Here is a 24,870-nt window from a genome sequence, read left to right as displayed (position 1 = left end):
GGTTCGATATCAGGTTCGCCGTCGGTCATCAGGCGCAGGGCGTCGCAACGCTGGGGATCGCGTGCAAGCCGATTTCTTCGTCGCTGAGGTGGCAGCCGGGGTCCTGGCCCCAGAGGTCGCCGTCGGCCCAGGCGCGGGTGCGGGTATTGCCGTTGCAGATCGCCAGCCAGCGGCATTGCCCACAGCGGCCACCCACGGCCCGCGGGTGTTCGCGCAGCTTGAGCAGCAGGGCATCGGGGCGCTCTGACCAGAGTCTCTTGAATGGGGTCTGGCGGACATTGCCCACCGAGTGCTGCCACCAGTACGTGTCGGGGTGGACCTCGCCGGTATTGTCGATGTTGGCGATGCCGCTACCCGACGCGTTGCCGCCCCAGGCCCGCAGCATCCGTTCCAGTGCGGTGTAGTGTTGCGGTAGTCGGCGGGATACCCATTGCAGCAACAGGATCGCATCGGCGTCGTTGTTGCCGCTGACGAAGTCACTGTCGCGGCCCTGTTCAATGTCGTGCCAGGCCCGCTCGAAGATCAAGGCCATGGCCTCGCGGCTCATCTGCTGGTGGGCATCGAGCTTGCGACTGCGCTTGCCCCGGCCGCTGTAGTTGAGGTGCGACAGGTAGAATTTCTGCACGTCGTATTCATTCATCAGGTCCAGCAAGCGCGGCAACTGGGCATGGTTTTGCTGGGTGAGGGTGGTGCGCAACCCGACCCGGATTCCTTGCTCGCGGCAGAGCCGGATGGCCGCCATGGAGCTGGCGAAACTGCCCTTGAGCTGGCGGAATTCATCGTGGGTCGCTTCCAGGCCGTCGATGCTGATGCCGACGTAATCGAAGTGTGCCTCGCTGATGTGCTGGATATTGCTCGCGTCGATCAGCGTGCCGTTGGTGGACAGGGCGAGGAAAAAGCCCTTGTCGCGGGCATAGGCACTGAGCTGGAACAGATCGTCGCGCAGCAGGGGTTCGCCGCCGGACAGGATCAGCACGCGCACCCCGGCATCATGCAGGTCATCGATGACCTGAAGCGCCGCCGCGGTGTCCAGTTCATCGCGAAACACGCTGTCGGCCGAGGTCGCATAGCAGTGCTTGCAGGTCAGGTTGCAGCGCCTGAGCAGGTTCCAGATCACCACCGGCGGGCGCTGGCTGCCCGGTGGCGCGACCCGTGGAGGGGGGCATTGCCCGGCCAGGGCTCGCAGGTAGTGGCTGATCCTCAACATAAAGCGTTCCTTCATTGTGGGAGCAAGGCTTGGTGGGAGCAAGGCTTGCCCGCGATGAAGCCGATGCGGTCCTTCATAAAACCGACGCACCTGTTTCGCGAGCAAGCTTTGCTCCCACAGGCGACAGGCGCAGGCCGGTTTTTTTCAGGATGCGGCTGCTCACCAGCATGTCGTCGGCGGCACGGGCGTCCCCCAGCAGGTAGCGCAGGTGTTCGCGGTAGCTGTCGATTTCTTCGCGGCTACGGCCATGGACCATGGCGAACAGGTTGTAGCGCCAGCCGGGCCGGCGCGGGCGCCGGTAGCAGTGGCTGACGAAGGGCTGCGCGCCCAGCAGCGCGCCGAGGCGTGAGATGTCGGTGTCGGCCACGTCCCAGACCGTCATGCCGTTGTGGCGATAGCCCAGGCGATAGTGATTAGGCACGGCCGCGATGCGGCGGATCGCGCCTTCGGCCTGCAAGCGCTTGAGCAGGTCGAGGGTGGATTCCACACTCAGGCCCAGTTGCTCGGCCAGCCAGGCCCAGGGGTCTTCGAGCAAGGGCAGGCCGGCCTGGGTCAGTTCCACCAGCCGCAGGGCCAGGGGCGTTTCATCCAGCCGTGGTGGCGCTTGCCACAAAGACTCAGACGGGGAAATACAGGCCGACATGGTAGGTCTCCTCTTTGGGCAGGTTCAGCGGCACCAGGCCGGTCAGATGTTCGATGCGCAGCAGGCTGTCGTTGATCGCCTGTTCGCTGGGGCAGGCGAGCACGAACCACATGTTCCAGGCGTGCTCGCGGCGGTAGTTGTGAGCGACCTCGGGCATGTCCGCGAGCAGCTCGGCGATGGCCTCGAAGCGCGGCTCGGGCACCGCCAGCGCCGCCAGGGTGAACGCACCGCCCAGGCGATCGATGTCGAACATCGGGCCGAAGCGGGTGAGCACGCCGTCGTTGAGCAGCTCATGCAAGCGGTCGAGCAATTCGCTAGCGCTGCTGTCCAGTTCATGGGCCAGGGCCTGCCAAGGATGACGGACCAGCGGCAGTCCCAGTTGCAGGCGATTGATCAGGCGGCGGTCGAGGTCATCCATCGATACGGGCTCCGGCCGGCGCGGCGAAACGTCCGCCGCATTGCTTGAACAGGTGCGTGCTGAACAGCAACTGGTGGGGCAGGTCGTCCAGCAGATGCTCTTCCAGCAGCGCCTGGACCTGGGCTTCGACACGGTCACGCTGGCGACCGTGGATCATGCAGAACAGGTTGTATTGCCACTGGGGCAGACGTCGGGGGCGTTGGTAGCAAAGGCTGATGCCCGGCGCCTGGCCGAGGCGACGGCCGACTTCATCGACCAAGGCGTCGGGCACGTCCAGCACCAGCATGGCGTTGGCGGCAAATCCCAAGGCGCGATGGTTGACCACCAGGCCTACGCGCCGGAACAGACCCTGTCCATGCCAGCGCTGCATCTGCTCGAGCACTTGTTGCTCGCTGGCCTCGATCTGCTCGGCCAGGGCCTGGAAGGGCCGCGATGTCAGGGGCAGGCCGGTCTCCAGCAGACGGCGCAGTTCCAGTGACTGTTGCTCACTCAGGGCGTTTTTCATGGGGTGGCCTCCAGGGCAAAGCCCAGGTCGATGCGATAGGCGGTCAGCATGGGCAGGTCCAGCGGGGTGAGACCAGTGTCGTGTTCCAGTTCCTGGAGGATGTTTTCCAGGTGGGCACGGGTGGGGCCGGTCAGTACGAACCACAGGTTGTAGCGATGTTCCCGGGCATAGTTGTGATTGACTTCCGGGTATTGGCTGATGCGTGCCGCCACCTGGTGCAAGCGGTCTTCGGGCACAGCCAGGGCGGCCAGGGTGCTGGCGCCGGCCCGGGTGTGTTCGAACACCGGGCCGACCCGCGACAAGGTCCCGGCCACTTGCAGGTGTTGCAGGCAGTCGATGACCTGGGCTTCGCTGCAGCCCAAGGTCTCGGCCATGGCTCGATAGGGCTCGGCGCACAACGGCAGGCCATGCTGGAATTGATCGATCAGGCGCCGGGCCAGTGAGCTGGATGTCATGGTCAATACCCCGGCTTGTGCGCGCGGCTGCTGAAGAAAATACCGCTGGGGCTCAGGGCCGGCAGGCTGCCCAGGCGTTCGAGCCGATACGGGTTCCAGACCTGTACCTCGCCACCGTCCCGGGCGGACAGCCACAGCTGGTCACCTCGTGCGGTGAACTCCATGTGCAACACGGCCGGTCCCGGTCGCAGGTCTGCGACGACGGCGTGAGTCTGGGTGTCGATGACCTGGACGCGGTCGTTGTCCGGGTAGGCGAAGTTGACCCACAGTTGCCGGCCGTCCGGTCGCGCGGTGACGAACACCGGTTGGCCGGCCACGGCGATGGCATCGGTCTGCTGCCAGTCCCGGGCATTCATCACCAGTACCTGGTGATGCCCGACGGCAGGCACGAAGGCTTGCTGGTCGGCCAGGGCCCAGCCTTCCAGATGCGGCATCTTGTACACCGGGAGCCGATCCTGGCCGCGCCCGTAATGCCCCAGCACCCGTTTTACGCCGTGTTCCGGATGCCACAGGTCGAGTTGGGCCATGCCGTCTTCACCGAACAGCCCGGCCATGTAGTAACGCCCATCCGGGGTGATCAGTGCGTCGTAGGGTTGTTGGCCGATGGCGGTGAAACGCTCGATGCTCGGGGTGAGACCCTGGCTGAAGTCGGCGGTCCAGATCTCGCCGGTGTCGAACAGGCTGAACACGAAGCGTTGTCCCGGGGCGTCCACCAGACCCACCACTCGCGAACGTTTCTTGCCGTCAGGCAAGGGTGTGGCCGGAATGTCGGCGACCTGTTCCAGGGTCTGGGCATCGAACACCTTGACCCCGCCGGGTTCGTAGTTGGAGACGGCGATCAGCTTGCCGTCCTGGCTGATCGCGCCGCCGATGCTGTTGCCGCCCTGGATGATCCGGCGGTCGATGCGCGCGCTCAGCAGGTCGACTTTGCTCAGGCCACCATCGCGGCCGAACACATAGGCGTAGCGCTGGTCGCGGGAGAACACCACCGAGGCGTGGGAGAGGTCGCCCAGGCCTTCAACGCGGGCGAGGGCGGTGCGGGTATCGCTTTCGATGATTTGCAGGCTGCCGTTGGCACGCTCCACCACTACGCCCAGATCGCCGGTGCCGCGCAGCGGTGTCTGGGTGCAACCGCAGAGCAGCAGGGCGATGGCCGTGAAGGACAGGAAAGAACGGATCATGAGGCGGGTTTTCCTTGAAGGAGCCGGTCCACCAGCCAGCGAATGTCGTCGGGCGCAAGCAGCGGTGCCCAACCGGGCATGGCGCTGCCGGGCCGTCCGAGGGTGACGGTGGCGATGAGGCTGTCGCGGGATTTTCCGGCCAGGGCTTCGAGGGTCAGGGGTGGGCCGAGGCCGCCGGTCATGTACAGGCCGTGGCAGGCGCCACAATCCTGGTCCAGCAGGTGTTGCAGTTGGGCCTGGCGCTGGCTGTCGGGAGCGGCCAGCACGCAGGAGGAAAAAATAAAGAGGAGGGTGGTCATCGAGGTGGTAAAGCGGTGTCGTTCCATGACGTCCTCCGATATTGAGTTGCATCGCTTTTGTGGCGAGGGAGCTTGCTCCCGCTGGCTGCGCAGCAGCCCCTTGGGTTTACCTGACACACTGAGTCGCCAGGTTGCTATTGGGGCTGCTGCGCAGCCCAGCGGGAGCAAGCTCCCTCGCCACGGGTTTTGTGTCAGGCAGGTCCTGCCTACAAGGCCTTTTCTGCCTGTGTTATTTAAGGGTCAAGACCCACGCAGCGAGGATCTTGGCTTCTTCTTCCGTCACGGGGTTGGCCGGCATCGGCATCGGTCCCCAGTTGCCTTGCGTACCCTCCTTGATGTGTTTGGCGAGCACGTCTTGCGCCCCCGGGACACTGGCGTTTTTTGCCGCGACCTCCTTGAGCGCCGGGCCCACCACCTTGGTGTCGATGGAGTGGCAGGCTGCACAGGGCTTGCTCTTGAACAGCGTCGGGCCGTCTTGTGCCAGCGTCGGTAGGCTATAGGCGGCGGTCAGGGCCAAGGCAATCAGAATAGGCTTCATGGTTTTTCCTCTTATTGATGGGGCTCAATAGATGTCGTGTTGGGTGTTGTAGACGTTGAATTTCCCGGTAGGGGTGATCAGGCGCTTGTCCTTGATCACGTTCTTGACCTTGAGGGTCTTGTCGTCGATCACCACCAGCGCCGACTCGTCTTCCTGGCCACTCCAGACCGAGAACCAGACCTCGTCGCCGGCCTTGTTGTACTCCGGCTGCACCACGCGTAACGCGCCTTTCTTGATACCGGCGTACTCGGCAATCGGCAGCACGGTGTAGCCGGCGTCGAGCTTGTTGATGTCGAATACCGCCACCGACTGGCTGAGCTTGGCGTCGGGGCTGAGGGTGGTGTCGACATACAGATGGTTGGACGCGGGGTGAGTCTTGATGAACAGCGAGCCGCCACCCTGGCCCTGCAACGAGCCGACCTGTTTCCAGGCGTATTGCGGGTGTTTGATCGGGTCGGTGCCGATCAGCGAAACCCCGGCGTCGCCCAGGTGGCTGGTGGCCCAGACCGGTCCGTAGAGTGGGTGGTTGAAGTTCGCGCCGCGTCCCGGGTGCGGGGTCTTGCCCACGTCCACCAGGGCGGTGAGCTTGCGTTCCTTGGAGTCGATCACCGCGACTTTGTTGGAGTTGTTGGCGGCCGTCATGAAATAGCGATGGCTGCTGTCCCAACCGCCGTCATGCAGGAACGGCGCGGCGTCGATGCTGGTGATGGTGAGGTTCTTGATGTCCTGGTAGTTGACCAGCATCACCTTGCCGGTTTCCTTGACGTTGACGATGAACTCCGGCCATTCGTGGGAGGCGATGATGGCCGCGACCCGAGGTTCCGGGTGGTACTGCTGGGTGTCGACGGTCATGCCGCGGGTCGAGACGATCTGCTTGGGCTCCAGGGTCTCGCCGTCCATGATGGTGAACTGTGGCGGCCAGTACGAACCGGCGATGGTGTATTTGTCTTCGTAGCCTTTGAACTTGGAGGTTTCCACCGAGCGGGCTTCGATGCCCACCTTGATTTCCGCGACCTTGGTCGGCTCTTTCGGCCACAGGTCGATCATGTCGATCTTGGCGTCCCGGCCAATCACCAGCAGGTAGCGACCCGACGCCGAGATGCGCGAGATGTGCACCGCATAACCGGTGTCGATCAGCTTGACGATCTTCTTGCTGTCGCCGTCGATCAAGGCGATCTTGCCGTCGTCGCGCAGGGTCACCGAGAACAGGTTCTGCAGGTTGAGCGTGCTCAGTTGCCTGGTCGGCCGGTCCTCGGGCTTGACCAGCACTTTCCAGGTCTTGCGGGTTTCGGCCATGCCCCATTCCGGCGGTGTCGGCGGGGTGTGCTGGATGAACTTGGCCATCACCGTGATCTGGTCTTTGGTCAGGGCGTTGGAGGTGCCCCAGTTCGGCATGCCGGCGGCCGAGCCGTAGGTGATCAGAGCCTCCAGGTAGGCCTGGCCGCGTGACTGGGTGATATCGGGTGTCAATGGTTTGCCGGTGGCGCCTTTGCGAAGGACCCCGTGGCAACCGGCGCAGCGCTGGAAGTAGATTTCCTTGGCCGAGTCGAAGTCGGCCTGGCTCAGGTCTGGCGCGCCTTCGGTCTTGACCACGCGGGGTTGCTCCGGCGCAGTGGTTTGGTCGGCGAAGGCGTGGGGGGCGGCCAGCGCTGTACACAGCGCCGTGACCCGCAGGGCCCACGTTTTTTTGTGGCTGATCAGCATTCCATTTCTCCTCAGGCGTGACCCGCGCTGCGCAGTAATTGACGTTCGGCGCGCAGGTTCTTGGTGCGATGCAAGGCTATGCCCAGGCTGGTGGTTGGCCGCTTGACGGCGATCAAGTTTGCCGGCCGCAACCCTTGCCAGGTTGTCGCAGGGCACCGTAGCGTGGCCTGCAATCGTGTTGTCTGATCAGGCCTTGCCATGAACGCTATCCACACTTTGCAGCACCCCGACGAACCCTTTTATCAACCCCAGGACAACGAGCAGGCGATGTTCGAGCAGGCCTGGCATCACGGCATGCCGGTGCTGATCAAGGGCCCTACCGGCTGCGGCAAGACCCGTTTCGTCCAGCACATGGCCCACCGCCTGAAACTGCCGCTGTACACCGTGGCCTGCCACGATGACTTGAGCGCGGCCGACCTGGTGGGCCGTCACTTGATCGGCGCCCAGGGCACTTGGTGGCAGGACGGTCCCTTGACCCGGGCGGTGCGCGAGGGCGGCATCTGTTATCTGGATGAGGTGGTCGAAGCGCGCCAGGACACGGCCGTGGTGTTGCATCCGCTGGCCGATGATCGTCGGCAGTTGTACCTGGAGCGCACGGGCGAAGTACTGCAGGCACCGCCGTCCTTCATGCTGGTGGTGTCCTATAACCCGGGTTACCAGAACCTGCTCAAAGGCATGAAGCCAAGCACTCGCCAGCGCTTCGTGGCGATGCGTTTTGGTTATCCGGCGGTGGCCGATGAAGAGCGCATCGTCGCCCGTGAGGCGAACGTGGACATGGCCTTGGCGGCCCAGGTGGTGCGCCTGGGACAGGCGCTGCGTCGGCTCGACCAGCATGACCTGGAGGAAGTCGCCTCGACGCGCCTGCTGATCTTCGCCGCGCGCATGATCGGCTCCGGCATGGGCCCGCGCCAAGCCTGCCTGGCCTGCCTGGCCGAGCCATTGAGCGACGACCCGCAGACCGTTGCCGCGTTGATGGATGTGGTCGATGTCCACTTCGGCTGAAACCATCGCCTTGCCCCGGCGCTTGCCCGGGGACCTGGCGATGTGGTTTTTCATCCTCGCCGAGCTGTCGGTGTTCGCGCTGTTGATCCTGGCGTTCACCGTCGCCCAGGCGTTGTACCCGCAGGTCTTCAGCGAAGGCCGGCAGTTGCTGGACCGCTCCACGGGCCTGGCGATGACCCTCAGCCTGCTGACCGCCGGCCTGTTCGCCGCCCTGGCCCAGGAGCAGGTCAGGCAGGCCCGGCCGCGTCGAGGTGCGTTGTTGTTGTGTGTGGCGTTGTTGCTCGCCTGCGGCTATGTGGGGATCAAGCTCGGCGAATATGCCCACCTGCTGGCAAACGGCTTGGGGATGGAGCACGACACGTTCTTCACCTTGTACTGGGTCCTCACCGCGTTTCATTTTCTCCATGTGCTGTTGGGCATGGTGATCCTCGCCTGGCTGGCCGAAGGTTGCCGACGTCGGCGCTACGGTGCGCAGGAACATAGCGGGTTGGAGTCCGGCGTGCTGTATTGGCACATGGTCGATCTGGTCTGGGTGCTGCTGTTCCCGGTGGTCTACATCCTTGATTGAGCGGAGGTGCTCATGTCGGCTTCCCATGTCTTGATCGCCTGCTGGACGGCGCTGGCTGTGCTGAGCACCGGCACCGTCGCCCTGGGCCAGGCCGCTGCCAGCGGGTTGGTGTCCATCGCCATCCTGGCGGTCGCGGTGACCAAGGCCTGGTTGATCGCCGACGGCTTCATGGAGCTGCGCCATGCGCCGCAGTTGTGGCGGCGGTTGGTGTTGAGCTGGGCGGTGGTGCTTGCGATTGCAATCTCATTCACGCTCTGATTCCCGATGCAATCCCCTGTGGCGAGGGAGCTTGCTCCCGCTGGGCTGCGAAGCAGCCCCAACAGCAACAACTCAATCCATCTGGCACACCCCGTCAGCAGGTTTTAGGGTCGCTTCGCAACCCAGCGGGAGCAAGCTCCCTCGCCACAACAGCTCACCTGCCTTTCGGGCGGTGTTGGAACAACCCACCAAAACCATCGGAGATTCTTGATCGCCATCAAGCGGTTTCTGACCCCGCGCTTCCTAGAATGAACACGCCAAGCAATGAGGAAGTGACCATGTCAGATACCTTCACCAAAGGCATGGCCAGGAATATTTACTTCGGGGGAAGCGTGTTCTTCTTCCTGATATTCCTGGCCCTGACCTACCACACGGAACAGACCTTTCCCGAACGCAGCAACCAGGCGCAATTGAGCGAATCGGTGATACGCGGCAAGGGCGTCTGGGAGCGCAACAACTGCATCGGCTGCCATACCCTGCTGGGCGAGGGTGCGTACTTTGCGCCGGAGCTGGGCAACGTGGTCAACCGGCGCGGTGGCGAGGAAGCCTTCAAGCCGTTCCTGCAGGCCTGGATGAAAATGCAGCCGCTGAACGTTCCGGGTCGTCGGGCCATGCCGCAGTTCAACCTGAGCGAGCAGGAGGTCGACGACATCGCCGAGTTCCTCAAGTGGAGCTCGAAAATCAATACCAATGGCTGGCCGCCAAACAAGGAGGGCTGAGAGATGAGCATGGCTAATCCGCATCTGAAATTCGCCTCGCAGGCCGTCGCCAAACCCTACTTCGTGTTTGCCCTGATGCTGTTCCTGGGGCAGGTGCTGTTCGGTTTGATCATGGGCCTGCAATACGTGGTCGGCGACTTCCTGTTCCCGCTAATTCCCTTCAACGTGGCCCGCATGGTCCACACCAACCTGCTGATCGTCTGGCTGCTGTTCGGCTTCATGGGCGCGGCGTATTACCTGATACCGGAGGAGGCCGATCGCGAACTGCACAGCCCGAAACTGGCACTGGTGCTGTTCTGGGTATTCGCCGCCGCTGGCGTGGCGACGATCCTGGGCTACCTCTCGGTGCCTTATGCGACGCTGGCCAAGTTCACCGGCAACGACTTGCTGCCCACCATGGGACGCGAGTTCCTGGAGCAGCCGACCATCACCAAGATGGGTATCGTGGTGGTGTGCCTGGGGTTCCTCTACAACATCGGCATGACCTTGCTCAAAGGTCGCAAGACCACCGTCAGCATGGTGATGATGACCGGTCTGATCGGCCTGGCGGTGTTCTTCCTGTTCTCCTTCTACAACCCGGAAAACCTCGCTCGCGACAAGTTCTACTGGTGGTGGGTGGTGCATCTTTGGGTGGAAGGCGTCTGGGAGCTGATCATGGGTTCGATGCTCGCTTTCGTCCTGATCAAGATCACCGGCGTGGACCGCGAAGTGGTGGAAAAATGGCTCTACGTGATTATCGCCATGGCGCTGATCACCGGGATCATCGGTACCGGTCACCACTTCTTCTGGATCGGTGCGCCCGAGGTCTGGTTATGGGTGGGTTCGATCTTCTCGGCGATGGAACCGCTGCCGTTCCTGGCGATGGTGGTCTTCGCCTTCAGCATGGTGAAGAACCGTCGTCGGCACCACCCGAACCGCGCGGCCACGTTGTGGGCCAAGGGCACCACGGTCACCGCGTTCTTCGGTGCGGGTGTCTGGGGTTTCCTGCACACCCTGGCACCGGTCAACTACTACACCCACGGTTCGCAACTGACCGCAGCCCATGGTCACCTGGCCTTCTACGGTGCCTACGCAATGATCGTGATGACGCTGATCAGCTACGCCATGCCGCGCTTGCGGGGCTTGGGTGAAGCGGCGGACGAACGCTCGCAGCGCCTGGAGATCTGGGGCTTCTGGTTGATGACCCTGTCGATGGTGATGATCACCTTGTTCCTCACCGCGGCCGGTGTCGTCCAGGTCTGGTTGCAGCGCTGGATGGCCGATGGCAGTGCCTTGCCGTTCATGGCCACGATGGATCATTTGAAGCCGCTGTTCTGGGCGCGACTGGTCAGCGGTATCGGCTTCCTGGCCGGGTTGCTCTGCTACCTGTTCAGCTTCCGTCAACGTGGTCGTGCGGCCCTGCGTGCACCGGCGGCGGTGGTGCCTTCTTGAGAGGCCACCACTGAATCCGTGGCGAGAGCGCCTTTGTGGCGAGGGAGCTTGCTCCCGCTTGAGCGCGAAGCGCTCACAAAATGGGTCTGCTGCGCAGCCCAGCGGGAGCAAGCTCCCTCGCCACAAAAGCAGTGCGAGCCAGTCCCTTCACTGCAGCGGGTCGATAGGAGAGTAACCATGGCATTCACCCTAGAGCTGGAAGAATGGGTCGGCAGTGTCTGGCACCGTTTCATCACTCGCCGCGCCAGCGTGGATTTTCCCGAAGCGCGGGTGGAGCTGATCCCCCGGCAACGCGCACTCCAGGTGCTGTTGCGGGCCACCGGCGGTGCGTCTCACCTGGGGGTTGAAGCGGTCAGCGAGCGCGACCTGCTGCTGCGCCGCAACCTGTTGCAGCAGATCGCCGGCACCTGCAAGCAAGTGCCCCTGGCCTGGTGCGATGACGACAACCTGCGCCTGCCGGCGAGCCTGGCGGCGTTCCCCGATGTCGGGCTCAACGAGGAATTGTATCGCTGGCTGGCCTTGCTGGCCGCACAGGCGGGACCGGTGACGCACTGGGGGCGGGACAATCAGCGCTGGACCCTGGCGGTGTTGCAGCGCTACCCGGCACTGCGGCCTCGCTACCGGCGCTTGGTGGACGCACACCTGTCCCTGCGCCCCGATCCGGCCACGCTCAACCCGGCCGAAGCCGCCCTGGAGCATGCGTTGTGCCAAGCCCTGCGCGAACCGGGCAGTGTCGAACATTTTCCACGCAGCGAGCGGGCGGCCTGGCCGTTGCCGCTGTGGCTGTACCCACCCCAACACCTGGGCAATCCCCAGGCCGCCGACCTCGAGGAGTCCGAGCAATACCTGGCGACACCACCCGGCGAACAGCAGGGCGGTCGCAAGCGCGCCGAGCGAATCGACGACACCAGCCGTGACGGTGGGCTGCTGATCGTGCGCCTGGAGAACCTGTTCAGTTGGACCGAACATGTGGACCTGGATCGCTGGGCGGATGACAGCGAAGACCCGGACGCCGCTCGCGTCGCCGAGGACCTGGACCAATTGACCTTGTCGCGCACCCGCTTGCGCAAGGGCGGCGGCTTGAAACTGCACCTGGACCTGCCCCCGGCCGATGTGGACGACCTCCCGTTGGGCGCAGGCATCCTCTTGCCGGAATGGGATTACCGCAAGCAACGACTGCAGGACGACTTCGTCAGCCTGCAAACCTTCACCCCTCGCGATTGCCAGCCCCAGCCGTTGCCCGCACGCCTGCGAAGCTCGGCCCAGCGCCTGCGTCGCCAGTTCGAACACTTGCGCAATGATCGTCAATGGTTGCGCCAGCAAACCCAAGGCTCGGAACTGGACCTGCAAGCCTGGCTGGACTTTCATGTCGAGCGCCAGCACGGGCAGTGCAGCGAGCGCGGGTTGTTCATGGACCAGCGCCAGACTCGCCGTGACCTGGCCTGCCTGCTGCTGGCCGATCTGTCGATGTCCACCGATGCCCACCTCAATGACGAGCACCGGGTGATCGATGTGATTCGTGACAGCCTGTTGCTGTTCGGCGAAACCCTGTCGGTGCTGGGGGACGATTTTGCCTTGTACGGGTTCTCTTCCCTGCGTCGCCAGCAGGTGCGCCTGCATGAGCTCAAGGCTTTCAACCAGCGTTACGACGATCACACCCGGGGACGGATCCAGGGGCTGAAACCGGGTTACTACACTCGCATGGGCGCGGCGATTCGCCAGGCCACGCAACAACTGGCGCTCTGCAAGCGCCGGCGCAAACTGTTGTTGCTGCTCAGTGACGGCAAGCCCAATGACCTGGATCTTTACGAAGGCCGCTACGGCGTGGAAGACACCCGCCAGGCGGTGCTCGAGGCGCGGCGCCAAGGGTTGACGCCGTTCTGCATCACCATCGATCGCGAAGCGGGGGATTACCTGCCCTACATGTTCGGGGCCAACGGCTACACCCTGATTCGCCAGCCCGAGCAACTGCCGCTGCGTTTACCGCAGTTGTACCGGCAGTTGACTCAGGATTGAGGGTTCAGGCGATGCTGCGAGGCAGCCAGAAGAACATGACGATGCAGAAGATCGTCAAGCCGACACAAAACCAGGTGAAGCGCCGCAGCCGGCGCTCGCCGGCCAGCGCTGCTTCAGCCGGCAGGGGCATGCCGCACTGGCGGCACTCGGTTTCATCGACGGGGTTGGCCTGCTGGCAATACAGGCAAGTGGGCTGTGCGCTCATTCGAATTGTTCCAGGCGAAGGCGATCGAGAATGGCGATCTGGCGACCGTCCTGAGTGATGATCTTTTCGTCGATCAGGCGGCGGATGATTCGTGAAAAGGTTTCCGGCTGGATCGACAAGTGCCCGGCGATCAACTGCTTGGCCATCGGCAGTTCGAACTGGCTGTCCACGGTTTGCAGGCGTACCAGTTGTGTCAGCAGGTAGCGAACCACGCGGTGAGTGGCGTTCTTCAGCGACAGGGTTTCAATCTCGTTGACCCGTTGGTGCAGGCGCACGCAGAGCTTGCCGAGCAGGGCGAAGGTCAGCCGGCTGTTGCTTTGCAGCAAACGCATGTAGGTGGCGTTGGACAGCCGGTACACCTGGGTCGGGCCCACGGCTTCGGCGGACGCGACGTAGTTGGGTGTGTCCATCAGCATCATGGCTTCGGCGAAGGTCTGGCGCTCACCGATCACCTCGAAGACTTTTTCCTGGCCGTCCGGGGTCAGCCGGTAGATTTTCACGGCGCCGGAAATCACGAAGTAAAACGCCTGCGCCGGTTCTCCCTGGCGGAACAGCGGGTCGCCCTTGTCGATGTTCAGCAGTTGGCTGTTACTCATCAGTTCGTCGAGCTGTTCTTCGTTCAACGGCTCGAACAGGTGATGGCTGCGCAGAATCTGGTGATGGACACGGTGGAGCACCATGGCATGGATCCTTGTTGTGGCAAATGATGGGGTCGGGGTCAGACCAGGCTCAGGGACAGGCCGCTGGCAAGCGCCACGACGCAGGAGAGCACGAAGAACCAGGTAAGCGGCAGAACGACAGATTTCATGGAGAGCCCCGGCAACGAAGGTAATGCCAGGCCTGAGCAAGAGCCGGGCCAGACCTGAGGACATTGATTGGCGGGGCGTTGGGGTTGGGGAGGGTAGAAATAACCCTGGTGCAACAGGGTTAAAACAACCATGAAAGGGTCATAAATACCCCCGTTCGCCTACAGTCCCTGTGGGAGCACAATGCTGTACACAAAAAAAGTGATGGACCTGTGGCGAGGGAGCTTGCTCCCGCTCGGCTGCGAAGCAGTCGTAAACCGGCGGGTGCGGAGTGTCTGATGCTCCGCATTTGGCGGGTGTAGGGGCCGCTTCGCGGCCCAGCGGGAGCAAGCTCCCTCGCCACGGGGTTATCGAATGCCTTAAGTGAGCTCCCACAATGACCCTGTTCGGCAAGCCCCTTGCTAGTGCCTGTTCGAGGCGGGAGGTTGCCGATGAGCTGGCTTGATCTGAGACAAGGTCTGCCGGTGTCGATAGCCGATCATTCGAACCCTGGTTTGTCGTCCCTCGCTGACGGTTCAGCGAGGCAAAGGAGTGGTGTATGCAAGTGCTTGACCGTCGCAAGGCCATGGCCATCGCGCCGCTGTGGCGCCTGGCGTTTCGGCCGTTTTTTTTGGCCGGTTGTGTGTTGGCGCTGCTGGCCATTCCCTTTTGGCTCGCGGCGTTTACCGGGCGCTTGTCGGCCTGGCAACCGGCCGGAGGTTGGTTGGCCTGGCACCGGCATGAACTGTTGTTCGGTTTCGGCCTGGCGATCATCGCTGGGTTCCTGCTGACGGCGGTGCAGACCTGGACCGGAACCCCGGGGCTCAGCGGCAAGCGCTTGGCAACGCTGGCGTTGTTGTGGCTGGGCGCGCGGCTGGCCTGGCTGATCGATGCGCCCTGGCCGTTGCTGGCGCTGCTGGAGCTGGGTTTTGCCCTGGCGGTCGCCGTGTTGATGGGCGTGACGTTGTGGCGTGTGCGGCAGAAGCGCAATTACCCGATCGTGCTGGTATTGCTGCTGTTGGCCGCCGCCGATGGCTTGTCCGTGTATGGCCTGCTCCAGCACAACGAGGGCTTGCAGCGCCAGAGCGTGCTCACCGGCCTGTGGCTGGTGGCGGCGATGATGGGGTTGATCGGCGGACGGGTGATTCCGTTCTTTACCCAGCGAGGCCTCGGGCGGGTCGAGGGCGTCGCGCCATGGCCGTGGCTCGATCGCCTGTTGTTGGCCGGTTCGGCACTGGTGGCGTTGTTGTATGCCTTCGGCCCGGCGCTGGCGGCCAGTACCTGGGTCGGCCTGTTGTTCGCGGCGTTGGCGGCGGGGCACGGGATTCGACTGGTGCGCTGGCATGACCGGGACTTGTGGCGGGTACCGCTGCTGTGGTCGTTGCACCTGGCTTACGCTTGGCTGGCGGTGGCCTGCCTGGGCATGGCGCTGTGGCACTTCGGCGTGCCGGTGAACCCGAGCCTGGCGGTGCACAGCCTGACCATCGGTGCCATGGCCGGGTTGATCCTGGCGATGATTGCCCGGGTCAGCCTGGGCCATACCGGGCGTCCCCTTGAGCCGCCGATGGGCATGACCCTGGCCTTCATCCTGCTGAACCTGGCGTGCCTGAGCCGCGTGCTGCTGGTGCTGCTGTTGCCGTTGGCCGGGTTGTGGCTGGCGGGGGTGTGCTGGACGTTGGCGTTCGGTTTATACGCCTGGCGTTATGGGCCGATGCTGTTGAAGGCCCGGGTGGATGGGCATCCGGGATGAGTCGAGGGGATCGATGATGTATGGGGTTTTGCTAATCACTCATCTATTGGCGGCTATTGCTTTTATAGGCACGTTGTTTTTCGAGGTTTTTATCTGGCATGCCGCCCGCCGGCCCCTGGCCCAAGGCGTCAAAGACGCCGCCGACCAGGCCATCGCCAAGCGCTCGCGGCACGTCCTGCACGGCGTTGTGCTGGTGTTGTACGGTGCTGGCCTGGCCCTGGCCTGGCAGCATCGCGGCGCATTGAGCCAGCCATTGAGCAGCAGCTTCGGCCTGCTGCTGAGCCTGAAGATCCTGCTGGCGCTGAGTATCATCGGTCACTATTTGTGGCTGGCGTACTGGCTCAAGAGCGGTCGCCTGACACCCAGCCGAGCCTGCTGGCTGCGCCGCAGTATCCTGGGGCACATGCTGCTGATCGTGGTGTTGGCCAAGGCGATGTTCTATTGGCAGTTTTGAGCGGGAGAGTGAAAGAAAATTTTGAGGTCATTGCAAATAGGGTGAGCAACATCAATCCCTGTGGGAGCGAGCCTGCTCGCGATGGCGGTGTGTGAGGCACCTCGTACCGACTGATCCGACGCCATCGCGAGCAGGCTCGCTCCCACAAGGGGTATGCAATGCTTGAGAGTCAGCGGGCAGGCTTCATCGCATTGACGAACAACACATTGTTTTCCAGGTGAATGTGCTGCATCAGATCATCACGAAACTCCACCAGCCCGCGATACAGGGCGCGCCAGGTGTTGCAGGCGTTGGCGGGTGGGGTGATCTGGTCGGTCAGGGCGAGCATGGTTTCCAAGGCTTCACCGTGCTGGTCATGTTCGTAGCGCAGGACCTGGATCGGCGCCGAGGCTCGTTCGCCGAGGCCCTGTTGCAGCATCGGGAACAGGACCTGTTCTTCCTTGAGCATGTGGCCTTCGAGCTCCTGATATATGTCCTGCAGGTGATCGGCCAGGCCGTTCGGGCAGTTGGGGCGCGCACCGTGGACCTGCTCGACGCGCCGGGCCAGGCGGATCAGTTCCGGCAGTTGTTCGCGATGGCGCGCATGGTAGCGCTCCAGGATGTGGGCGATCAGCAGGGCCTGGGGCTCGTCGCGCCAGTCATGGCCGAGTTCGCCGGCGGCTTGCAGCGTGCGCAAGGCATCGGCGATGAGCAACGGGTTCAGGCCCTTGCCCAGCGCGGCTTCGCGCAAGGACTTTTGCCCGCCGCAGCAGAAGTCGAGGTTGTAATGATGGAAAGTGCGCGTGGCACCGGGAATGTCGCAGGCCAGTTGGCCAAGGCTTTGTTCCAGCAGATCGAGGCTCATCATGTTTCCTTGGGTGGAATCCCGGGGAGGGACAGATGAGCGGACTTTGCAGTCGGTATGCCAGATTCAACCGATTGAAAATAAAGCATTAAATTTTTTGCAGGGTGATTGTCACCCTGATTGTGAAGGGTCAAACGAACCCTGGAGGGTCATCACTACCATGCTGCGTGAAAGCCTGGCCGCCGACCTGATCGTCGAGCTGCCCAATGCGGTGCGATTGCAGCGCCTGGTGCAGACCCTGCGCGAATACTTCAACAGTGGCGCCGTGGGGCTGCTGCGCCTGGACGATGACAGCCTCAGGCCCGTGGCCACCGTGGGGCTGGTCCACGAAGCGTTGGGTCGGCGCTTCGTGATTGCCCAGCACCCGCGCCTGGCGGCGATCATGGCGTCGCGCGAACCCACCTGGTTCGAGCCGGACAGTCGCTTGCCGGATCCTTATGACGGTTTGCTCGACAACCACGTCGGCGAGCCGCTGCCGGTGCATGACTGCATGGGCGTGAGCCTGTACGTGGAAGGCCGGCTCTGGGGCGCGATCACCCTGGATGCGTTGCACGCCGGCACCTTCGACAGCCGCGCCCGGGAGGAACTCAAGCGCTGTACGTTGCAGATCGAGGCGGCGGTACGGGTCACTCGGCTGGAACAGGAAAACCGTAGCTTGCGAGCCTCGCGCAGCGACCAGACGGACCTGCGCCTGCCGGCCGAAGAGGGCGAGATCCTCGGGCGCAGCGAGGGCTTGCAGCAGTTGCTCAATGAGCTGGACGTGCTGGCCGACTCCGAACTGCCGGTGCTGTTGCTGGGGGAGACCGGCGTGGGCAAGGAGTTGTTCGCCCGCCGCCTGCATCGCCTGTCCCGGCGCGGCCACAAGCCGTTGGTCCAGGTCAATTGCGCAGCGTTGCCCGAGTCCCTGGCTGAAAGCGAGTTGTTCGGCCACGTCAAAGGTGCGTTCTCCGGGGCGACTACCGACCGCGCCGGGCGTTTCGACGCGGCCAATGGCGGTACGTTGTTTCTCGATGAGGTCGGCGAATTGCCGTTGAGTGTGCAGGCCAAGTTGCTGCGCACCCTGCAAAACGGCGAGATCCAGCGCCTGGGGGCGGACAAGCCGCTGCACGTCGATGTGCGGATCATCGCCGCCACCAACCGGCATTTGCCCGACAGTATTCGCGACGGGCTGTTTCGCGCCGATCTGTATCACCGGCTTTCGGTCTACCCGGTGCCGATCCCACCGCTGCGCGAGCGCGGTCATGATGTGTTGATGCTGGCCGGGCACTTTCTCGAACTGAACCGCACGCGACTGGGTTTGCGCGGCTTGCGCCTGTCGCCGGCGGCCGAACAGGCACTGCTGGCGTACTCCTGGCCGGGGAACGTGCGGGAGCTGGAACACGTGATCAGTCGCGCCGCGTTGAAGCAACTGAGCCACGGCGCCAATCGCAGCTTGATCATGACCTTGGAACCGCAGGTGCTGGATCTGGACGTCAATGCCAGCGCAGCCTCGGCCCAGGCGCTGCCTGAACAAGCCCTGGAGGCTCTGGATGCACCAATGCAACCCTTGAGCGAAGCCGTCGATGGTTGTCAGCGCCAGGCGATTCTCAAGGCCCTGGAGCGTTGCGGGCAGAACTGGGCCGGGGCGGCGCGGCTGTTGGAGGTTGACCCGAGCAATCTGCATAAGCTGGCGCGGCGGTTGGGGCTCAAATAGTGGTTTGCCTGTTACACCGAGGCGTCTTCATCGCGAGCAGGCTCGCTCCCACAGGGTGCTTGTGAACACAGTCGATCCACTGTGGGGGCGGGCTTGCTCGCAAAGAGGCCGGCACATTCACCACAAGAGCCGGCATTGACAACGATCAAGGCCCGCCAACGCCGCAGAATCCACACTGGCCAAAACCCATAGTGGAGATCACCGCCATGCCCCTTTCCCTGGCCAAAATGCGCCGCCAGTACACCCTCGATGGCCTGGATGAAGCCCAGGCGCCGGACGACCCGATGGTTTTGTTCGGGTTGTGGATGCAGCAGGCCCGCGACACCGAAAGCCCGCCGGTGGAAGCCAACAGCATGGCCCTGGCGACGGTGGACGAGCAGGGCCAGCCTCATTGCCGGGTGCTGTTGCTCAAGGGGTTCGGTCCGGACGGCTTTGTGTTTTTCGGCAACTACGACAGCCTCAAGGGCCAGGACCTGGCGGTCAATCCCAGGGCCGCGATGACGTTTTTCTGGCCGGGGCTGGAACGGCAAGTGCGCATCGAAGGGCCGGTCCACAAACTCGCCCCGGCGTTGTCGGATGCCTATTTCGAGTCCCGCTCCGTGACCAGTCGCCTGGGGGCCTGGGCGTCGCCACAAAGCCAACCATTGGCGGATCGGGCCGTGCTGGAAACCTTGCTCACGCAGACCGAACAACGCTTCGCCGGCCAATCGGTGCCGCGTCCGGCGCATTGGGGCGGTTATTGCCTGCGACCGGAACGACTGGAGTTCTGGCAGGGCCGTGCCGACCGTTTGCATGATCGTCTCGACTATCGCCTGCAAGACGGCGCCTGGCAGCGCACGCGTCTGGCGCCCTGACGCCGAGGGAGGTACCTCCAAGGAGGAATAGGCCCGGCAACGATTGCGGTTCAGGCTGGGCCATCTTTTTCCGATAGGACGGCTGATCATGGCCCATCTGACGCAACGTCTCTTTCAACCGTTGAACATCGCGGTCCTCACCATCAGTGACACCCGCACCTTCGACACCGACACCTCGGGGCAGACCCTGGCGGACCTGCTGCAAACGGCCGGGCATGTGCTCATCGACCGTGGCCTGGTGAAGGACGATATCTACCAGATCCGTGCCCAGGTCTCACAGTGGATCGCCGACCCCAAGGTGCAGGTGGTGTTGATGACCGGCGGCACCGGTTTCACCCCGCGCGACAACACGCCCCAAGCGGTGGCACCGTTGCTGGACAAACAGGTCGACGGTTTCGGCGAGCTGTTCCGCCAGGTGTCGCTGGCCGAGATCGGCATGTCCACCCTGCAATCGCGAGCGTTGGCGGGCATGAGCAACGGTGTGCTGGTGTGCTGCTTGCCGGGTTCGCCGGGAGCTTGTCGGACCGGTTGGGAGCAGATCCTGGCCGGGCAACTGGACAGCCGCACCGGCCCGTGCAATTTCACCCCCCACCTCAAGCCGCAGCCAGGCATTGCCCTGCAACCTTGTGAGGCACGTTCATGAGCCGCGGCGGGTGTGGCAGCGTCTGTGACAGTGGTGCGCTGATGCCGGTGGATGAAGCCATCCGCTATTTGCTGGATCAGGCGCCGCTGCCGCCTCCGGTGCAGCGGGTGGCGCTGGACCAGGCCTTGGGTCGCGTGCTGGCGACCGATGTTCGCTGTCCCATGAACCTGCCGCCGTGGGACAACAGCGCCATGGACGGTTATGCCCTGCGGGCCGCCGACCTGCCGGTCGATGGCGGTTATCTGACCTTGGCCGGGCGCATTGCCGCCGGGGAGGCACCGGGTCAACCATTACAGGCCGGGCAGGTGGTGCGCATTTTTACCGGCGCGCCGCTGCCGCCGGGGGCTGACACGGTGGTGCCCCAGGAAAGTTGCCGGGTGGAAGGTGAGCGGGTCTGGCTGCCACCAGTCAAGGGCGCAGAGCATGTGCGCAGGGAAGGTGAGGAAATGCAGCGCGGGGACCGTTTGCTCCAGGCCGGAAAACGCTTGCGCGCCCAGGAACTGGGGTTGCTGGCCGGTGCCGGGATTGCCCGGGTAGAGGTCTATCGCCCCTTGCAGGTGGGCCTGCTCAGCAGTGGCGATGAACTGCGCGAACCCGGCCAAACGCTGGCGCCAGGGCAGATCTACAACAGCAATCGCCACAGTCTCATGGCGCTGCTGCGCGGCTGGGGCCTTGAGGTACATGACTACGGCGTCATGCCTGACAAGCTGCTTGCCAGTCGTCAGGCCTTGAGCCTGGCGGCAACCGAATGCGACTTGCTGCTGACCTCCGGCGGCGTGTCGGTGGGTGAGGAAGATCATCTCAAGCAAACGATCGAAGCCCTGGGTAGCGTTGACCTGTGGCGCCTGGCGATCCAGCCGGGCAAACCCCTGGCCTTTGGCGAGGTGGCCGGCAAACCCTGGATCGGGCTGCCGGGCAACCCTTCGGCGGCACTGATTACCGCGTTGATCGTCGTGCGGCCGTTCCTGTTCCGGGCCCAGGGCATGGATGAGGTGTTGCCCACGGCGTTGCAGTTACCGGCCGGGTTCGACTGGTTGAAACCCAACCGGCGACGGCAGTACCTGCGGGCGAAATTGACCCCGGCCGCCGATGGCTCGCTGTGTGTCGAGCTGCATCCCCAGCAGAGTTCGGCCATGTTGGCGGCCGCCTGCTGGGCTGATGGCCTGGCCGTGGTGGAGTGCCAGGCGCAAGTGCATAAGCACGACAAAGTGATGTATCTGCCGTTCGCGAGCCTGATGCATTGACGGCAATTGATTGCCGTCAAGGTGGCCGGCCGAGGGCTGGCTAGACTGGCGGCGCCCTTAGTTTTCTCACGAGGATGCCCCATGCAACTGGTTTGCCCGGCAGGGAATCTGCCTGCCCTCAAAGCGGCGGTGCGCCAAGGCGCCGATGCCGTCTATGTCGGCTTTCGCGATGACACCAATGCCCGGCACTTCGCCGGGCTGAACATGGACGACAAGCAGTTCGACGCCGCTGTCGCGCACATCCGTCAACACCAACGCAAACTGTACGTGGCGGTCAACACCTACCCGCAACCCAAGGGCTGGGAGCGCTGGCAACGGGCGGTGGACCGCGCCGCCGATTTTGGCGTGGATGCGTTGATCGCTGCCGACCCCGGTGTGCTCGGTTACGCCCGCCAGCGCCATCCACAGTTGGCGCTGCACCTGTCGGTACAAGGCTCGGCGACACACGCGGCGGCACTGGCTTTTTACGCCGAGCGCTATGACATCCGCCGCGCCGTGCTGCCACGGGTACTGTCCCTGGCCCAGGTGCGGCAGGTGGCGGCGGCCAGTCCGGTGCCGATCGAGGTCTTTGGTTTCGGCAGCTTGTGCATCATGGCCGAAGGCCGTTGTCACTTGTCTTCCTACATCACCGGCGAGTCGCCGAACCTGTGTGGAGTCTGTTCGCCGGCCAAGGCGGTGCGCTGGAGCGAGGACGCCCAAGGCCTCAGCGCACGCCTGAGCGAGGTGCTGATCGACCGCTACACCCCCGAAGAACCGGCCGGTTATCCGACCTTGTGCAAAGGCCGCTTCCTGGTAGGCGGCAAGCGCTTCCATGCGTTGGAAGAACCCACCAGCCTCGACACCCTCGACCTGCTGCCGGAACTGGCGGCCATCGGTGTCGAAGCAGTGAAGATCGAGGGGCGCCAACGCAGCCCGGCCTACGTTGAACAAGTGACCCGGGTCTGGCGCGCCGCACTGGACGCCCACCAGGTCGCGCCGCAACGGTTCCGGGTGCAGGAAGAATGGCGCCAGGTTCTGGCGGGTTTGTCCGAAGGCAGCCAGACCACCCTGGGTGCCTACCATCGATCATGGCAATGAGGGGAGGCCAGATGAAACTCAGCCTGGGACCGGTCCTGTTTTACTGGGACAAAGCGCAACTGGGGAATTTCTATGCCGAGATGTCGGCATTGCCGCTGGACGTGATTTACCTGGGGGAAACCGTGTGTTCGAAACGCCGGGCGTTCTCCCTGGATCAATGGCTGGGCCTGGGGCGCGAGCTGCAAACCTGCAGCCAGGCACAGATTGTGTTATCGAGCCTGACGCTGATCGAAGCGGCCTCGGAGCTTTCTTCGCTGCGCCGCCTGTGTGACAACGGTCAATTGCTGGTGGAAGCCAACGACATGGGGGCGGTGCAGTTCATGGCCGAACGCAAGCTGCCCTTTGTCGCAGGTCCGGCGCTGAACCTGTACAACGGCCACGCCCTGGCGCAATTGCAAGACAGCGGCATGATCCGCTGGGTGCCGCCCGTGGAGTGCTCGGCGGCGCTGATCGGCGATGTGCTGGAGCAGGTGCGGGACATGGACCGCGACGTGCCCGAAGTAGAGATCTTCGCCTACGGCCATCTGCCCTTGGCGTACTCGGCGCGCTGCTTTACCGCCCGGGCCGAAAACCGGCCCAAGGACGACTGCCAGTTCTGTTGCATCAACTACCCCGACGGGCTGGCGTTGAGCAGTCAGGAAGGTCAGCAGTTGTTCACCCTCAACGGCATCCAGACAATGTCCGGCGAGGTGACGAACCTGCTGGCCGATTACAACGCGCTGATGGCCTGCGGTGCCGACGTGCTGCGCCTGAGCCCGCGCGCCCAGGGCATGGCCGAGGTGGTCACGGCCTTCGACAAGGTGCGCCAGGGCGAGGCACCACCGCTGTTCGTGGACGGTTGCAATGGCTATTGGCATGGTCACGCCGGCATGTTGAAGGTAGAGGAGGCAGGGCTGTGTTGAGTCCGAAGAAGTGGCTGCTCAAAGGTGCCGACCGCTTGCTGCCGCTGGTGGGCAAGGTGCCGTTCGTGGTGCAGCGGCTGACGTTGCAGCAGGCGCTCAACCGTTGCCTGACCGAGCCGCTGCGTGATGGCGGGTTCGATGTGCTGCGCGGGCGTTGGTTGTGCCTGCGCGTGCCCGACCTGAAACTGTGCTGGTACCTGACCCTGGCGCGGGACGGACTGCGCATCGCCGAACGGGCCGAGGCCCAGGTCACCATCAGCGGCAACTGGCGTGAGTTTCTGCTGCTGGCCAGTCGTCAGGAAGACCCGGACACGTTGTTCTTTCGTCGCCGGTTGGTGATCGAGGGGGATACCGAGCTGGGGTTGGCGTTGAAGAACTTGATCGACAGTCTTGATCCGGAGGTGTTGCCGCCGTGGCTGTGGCGCAATCTGGAGCGGGCGGGCAAGGGGTTGGCGGCAAGTTAAGGCAGATTGCATTGGCTCTTGTGGCGAGGGGATTTATCCCCGCTGGGTCGCGAAGCGGCCCCATTCAATGTGCCCGATACATGGCCTTGGGACTGCTTCGCAGTCCAGCGGGGATAAATCCCCTCGCCACAAGGGAACTGGGTCTGGGCCGACTATTGCTGGTAAGCCTCCAGCTCATCCTCGGCCAGGATGCGAATATTGCGCCGCTCCATGGCAATCAACCCCCCATCCACCAACCGATGAAGAATCCGCGAAAACGTCTCCGGCTGGATCCCCAGCTTGGAAGCCACCAGACGCTTGGACACCTGCAACACCACCTGACCATCCCGCGGATCGCGTTCCTGCAACAGGAAATTGATCACCCGCCGACTGGCACTGGCCAAGGTCAGGTTGTCGATATCCTTCAGGCGCTGGTGCAGATGGATGCTCATGCTCGCCAGGATCGCCAGGCAGACCTTCGGTTGGTCCTCCAGGGCGTTCCGGTAATGGTTGCCTTCGACACTCACTAGCACGCTGTCCTTGATTGCCGACGCGCTGACCGGGTAGCAACGGGCCTGGCTGAACAACAGGGCCTCGGCGAAGGTCTGGCCGGGCTGGATGATTTCCACCAGGTTTTCCTGGCCTTCGCCGGTCACCCGATACAACTTGATCTGCCCACTGACCAGCAGGAAAAACCGCTTGGCCGGGTCGCCCTGGTGCATGAGCGTGCTGTTGCAGGGCAGGCGCTTGAGGACGGCGAGGTTGCACACGTCCTCGAAAATCCGCTCCGGCAATTGGCTGAACAGGTGGTGACGACGCAACAGTAAAACGATGGAAGGGTGAGTCAGCATGGCGTACCTCCGCGTGCCGTCATGGTAGGGCCCAAGTCGCCGTCGGCCTATGCCTCGGCAGGCCTACCTCGGAAGAGGGATGGGAAGCGGCCGTGCCAGTCTGTCAGTCAAATCAATGCCTGCAGAACACAGATATTGTGGCGAGGGAGCTTGCTCCCGCTGGGCTGCGCAGCAGCCCCAA

28 protein-coding genes are annotated in these 24,870 nt (G+C 63.6%); 15 read left to right on the top strand and 13 right to left on the bottom strand.

Annotated features, from left to right (window positions below; genetic code table 11):
- Positions 1-28: 28 nt before the first annotated feature.
- The 9 genes from nirJ to DTP52_RS27315 all read right to left on the bottom strand — a co-directional run bounded on the left by nirJ (position 29) and on the right by DTP52_RS27315 (position 6,950).
- Entirely contained in the window at positions 29-1,207 is a 1,179-nt protein-coding gene (gene nirJ, locus DTP52_RS27355) for a heme d1 biosynthesis radical SAM protein NirJ (RefSeq protein ID WP_109756159.1), read from the bottom strand.
- 73 nt (positions 1,208-1,280) lie between these two features.
- Entirely contained in the window at positions 1,281-1,850 is a 570-nt protein-coding gene (locus DTP52_RS27350) for an Lrp/AsnC family transcriptional regulator (protein ID WP_109756158.1), read from the bottom strand.
- Positions 1,825-2,268, bottom strand: coding sequence for an Lrp/AsnC family transcriptional regulator (locus DTP52_RS27345; protein WP_109756157.1), 444 nt, complete (start codon positions 2,266-2,268; stop codon positions 1,825-1,827). Before DTP52_RS27345 ends, DTP52_RS27350 begins: the two co-directional genes overlap by 26 nt.
- Positions 2,261-2,773, bottom strand: coding sequence for an Lrp/AsnC family transcriptional regulator (locus tag DTP52_RS27340; protein WP_109756156.1), 513 nt, complete (start codon positions 2,771-2,773; stop codon positions 2,261-2,263). The genes DTP52_RS27345 and DTP52_RS27340 overlap by 8 nt, the downstream gene beginning before the upstream one ends.
- Complete coding sequence (locus tag DTP52_RS27335; protein WP_109756155.1) at positions 2,770-3,228, bottom strand: Lrp/AsnC family transcriptional regulator; 459 nt, start codon at positions 3,226-3,228, stop codon at positions 2,770-2,772. The genes DTP52_RS27340 and DTP52_RS27335 overlap by 4 nt, the downstream gene beginning before the upstream one ends.
- A 2-nt stretch (positions 3,229-3,230) precedes the next feature.
- Positions 3,231-4,409 (bottom strand): cytochrome D1 domain-containing protein, encoded by a 1,179-nt coding sequence (locus DTP52_RS27330; protein ID WP_109756154.1) that lies wholly within the window; start codon positions 4,407-4,409, stop codon positions 3,231-3,233.
- Positions 4,406-4,708 carry a cytochrome c gene (locus DTP52_RS27325; protein WP_232200265.1) on the bottom strand — a complete coding sequence of 101 codons (303 nt, stop codon included), beginning with the start codon at positions 4,706-4,708 and terminating at the stop codon, positions 4,406-4,408. Before DTP52_RS27325 ends, DTP52_RS27330 begins: the two co-directional genes overlap by 4 nt.
- A 229-nt stretch (positions 4,709-4,937) precedes the next feature.
- Positions 4,938-5,246, bottom strand: coding sequence for a c-type cytochrome (locus DTP52_RS27320; RefSeq protein WP_109756152.1), 309 nt, complete (start codon positions 5,244-5,246; stop codon positions 4,938-4,940).
- Between the two features lie 24 nt (positions 5,247-5,270).
- Complete coding sequence (locus DTP52_RS27315; RefSeq protein ID WP_109756151.1) at positions 5,271-6,950, bottom strand: cytochrome D1 domain-containing protein; 1,680 nt, start codon at positions 6,948-6,950, stop codon at positions 5,271-5,273.
- Positions 6,951-7,217: 267 nt separating this feature from the next.
- On the opposite strand from DTP52_RS27315, the gene DTP52_RS27310 reads away from it, so the two are divergent.
- The 6 genes from DTP52_RS27310 (at position 7,218) to DTP52_RS27280 (ending at position 12,944) form a co-directional block, all read left to right on the top strand.
- Positions 7,218-7,952, top strand: coding sequence for a CbbQ/NirQ/NorQ/GpvN family protein (locus tag DTP52_RS27310; RefSeq protein ID WP_371925653.1), 735 nt, complete (start codon positions 7,218-7,220; stop codon positions 7,950-7,952).
- Entirely contained in the window at positions 7,936-8,520 is a 585-nt protein-coding gene (locus tag DTP52_RS27305; protein ID WP_109756149.1) for a cytochrome c oxidase subunit 3 family protein, read from the top strand. Before DTP52_RS27310 ends, DTP52_RS27305 begins: the two co-directional genes overlap by 17 nt.
- A 12-nt stretch (positions 8,521-8,532) precedes the next feature.
- Complete coding sequence (locus DTP52_RS27300; protein WP_109756148.1) at positions 8,533-8,778, top strand: cytochrome C oxidase subunit IV family protein; 246 nt, start codon at positions 8,533-8,535, stop codon at positions 8,776-8,778.
- Positions 8,779-9,056: 278 nt separating this feature from the next.
- Complete coding sequence (locus tag DTP52_RS27290; RefSeq protein ID WP_109756147.1) at positions 9,057-9,497, top strand: cytochrome c; 441 nt, start codon at positions 9,057-9,059, stop codon at positions 9,495-9,497.
- Positions 9,498-9,500: 3 nt separating this feature from the next.
- Positions 9,501-10,928 carry a cbb3-type cytochrome c oxidase subunit I gene (locus DTP52_RS27285; RefSeq protein WP_109756146.1) on the top strand — a complete coding sequence of 476 codons (1,428 nt, stop codon included), beginning with the start codon at positions 9,501-9,503 and terminating at the stop codon, positions 10,926-10,928.
- 177 nt (positions 10,929-11,105) lie between these two features.
- On the top strand, positions 11,106-12,944 hold the full coding sequence (locus tag DTP52_RS27280) for a nitric oxide reductase activation protein NorD (RefSeq protein ID WP_109756145.1): 1,839 nt from the start codon (positions 11,106-11,108) through the stop codon (positions 12,942-12,944).
- Between the two features lie 4 nt (positions 12,945-12,948).
- Here the strand turns inward: DTP52_RS27280 and DTP52_RS27275 are convergent, their stop codons facing one another.
- On the bottom strand, positions 12,949-13,149 hold the full coding sequence (locus DTP52_RS27275; RefSeq protein ID WP_109756144.1) for a protein DnrP: 201 nt from the start codon (positions 13,147-13,149) through the stop codon (positions 12,949-12,951).
- A complete protein-coding gene (locus DTP52_RS27270; RefSeq protein ID WP_109756143.1) occupies positions 13,146-13,829 on the bottom strand; it encodes a Crp/Fnr family transcriptional regulator in 684 nt (227 codons plus the stop codon). Before DTP52_RS27270 ends, DTP52_RS27275 begins: the two co-directional genes overlap by 4 nt.
- 664 nt (positions 13,830-14,493) lie before the next feature.
- Here DTP52_RS27270 and DTP52_RS27265 point away from each other — a divergent pair.
- Together DTP52_RS27265 and DTP52_RS27260 are read left to right on the top strand one after the other, a co-directional pair.
- Positions 14,494-15,684 carry an NnrS family protein gene (locus DTP52_RS27265; RefSeq protein WP_109756142.1) on the top strand — a complete coding sequence of 397 codons (1,191 nt, stop codon included), beginning with the start codon at positions 14,494-14,496 and terminating at the stop codon, positions 15,682-15,684.
- A gap of 16 nt (positions 15,685-15,700) precedes the next feature.
- Positions 15,701-16,138 carry a hypothetical protein gene (locus tag DTP52_RS27260; RefSeq protein ID WP_370873809.1) on the top strand — a complete coding sequence of 146 codons (438 nt, stop codon included), beginning with the start codon at positions 15,701-15,703 and terminating at the stop codon, positions 16,136-16,138.
- Positions 16,139-16,307: 169 nt separating this feature from the next.
- On the opposite strand, the gene ytfE is transcribed toward DTP52_RS27260, so the two are convergent.
- The gene (gene ytfE, locus DTP52_RS27255) at positions 16,308-16,982 is read right to left on the bottom strand and encodes an iron-sulfur cluster repair protein YtfE (RefSeq protein WP_109756140.1); all 675 of its coding nucleotides are present in this window, start codon (positions 16,980-16,982) and stop codon (positions 16,308-16,310) included.
- Between the two features lie 160 nt (positions 16,983-17,142).
- Here ytfE and norR point away from each other — a divergent pair, with 160 nt between their 5' ends.
- From norR to DTP52_RS27220, 7 genes are all read left to right on the top strand, one after another.
- Entirely contained in the window at positions 17,143-18,675 is a 1,533-nt protein-coding gene (gene norR / locus DTP52_RS27250; RefSeq protein ID WP_109756139.1) for a nitric oxide reductase transcriptional regulator NorR, read from the top strand.
- A 206-nt stretch (positions 18,676-18,881) separates the two neighbouring features.
- Complete coding sequence (pdxH, locus tag DTP52_RS27245) at positions 18,882-19,529, top strand: pyridoxamine 5'-phosphate oxidase (protein ID WP_109756138.1); 648 nt, start codon at positions 18,882-18,884, stop codon at positions 19,527-19,529.
- Positions 19,530-19,617: 88 nt separating this feature from the next.
- Complete coding sequence (gene moaB, locus DTP52_RS27240; RefSeq protein WP_109756137.1) at positions 19,618-20,172, top strand: molybdenum cofactor biosynthesis protein B; 555 nt, start codon at positions 19,618-19,620, stop codon at positions 20,170-20,172.
- The gene (gene glp / locus DTP52_RS27235) at positions 20,169-21,416 is read left to right on the top strand and encodes a gephyrin-like molybdotransferase Glp (protein ID WP_109756136.1); all 1,248 of its coding nucleotides are present in this window, start codon (positions 20,169-20,171) and stop codon (positions 21,414-21,416) included. The genes moaB and glp overlap by 4 nt, the downstream gene beginning before the upstream one ends.
- An 81-nt stretch (positions 21,417-21,497) precedes the next feature.
- Positions 21,498-22,493 carry a peptidase U32 family protein gene (locus tag DTP52_RS27230; protein WP_109756135.1) on the top strand — a complete coding sequence of 332 codons (996 nt, stop codon included), beginning with the start codon at positions 21,498-21,500 and terminating at the stop codon, positions 22,491-22,493.
- Between the two features lie 11 nt (positions 22,494-22,504).
- Positions 22,505-23,395, top strand: coding sequence for a U32 family peptidase (locus DTP52_RS27225; RefSeq protein ID WP_109756134.1), 891 nt, complete (start codon positions 22,505-22,507; stop codon positions 23,393-23,395).
- Positions 23,389-23,859 carry an SCP2 domain-containing protein gene (locus DTP52_RS27220; RefSeq protein ID WP_109756133.1) on the top strand — a complete coding sequence of 157 codons (471 nt, stop codon included), beginning with the start codon at positions 23,389-23,391 and terminating at the stop codon, positions 23,857-23,859. The genes DTP52_RS27225 and DTP52_RS27220 overlap by 7 nt, the downstream gene beginning before the upstream one ends.
- 152 nt (positions 23,860-24,011) lie before the next feature.
- On the opposite strand, the gene DTP52_RS27215 is transcribed toward DTP52_RS27220, so the two are convergent.
- Positions 24,012-24,689, bottom strand: coding sequence for a Crp/Fnr family transcriptional regulator (locus DTP52_RS27215; RefSeq protein ID WP_109756132.1), 678 nt, complete (start codon positions 24,687-24,689; stop codon positions 24,012-24,014).
- Between the last annotated feature and the right edge of the window lie 181 nt (positions 24,690-24,870).

Origin of the sequence: Pseudomonas sp. 43mfcvi1.1 (genome assembly GCF_900115935.1) — a bacterium.
Lineage (GTDB): Bacteria > Pseudomonadota > Gammaproteobacteria > Pseudomonadales > Pseudomonadaceae > Aquipseudomonas > Aquipseudomonas bijieensis.
The sequence above is the reverse complement of the archived record's forward strand: the minus strand, read 5'-3'. Positions and strand labels throughout refer to the sequence as shown.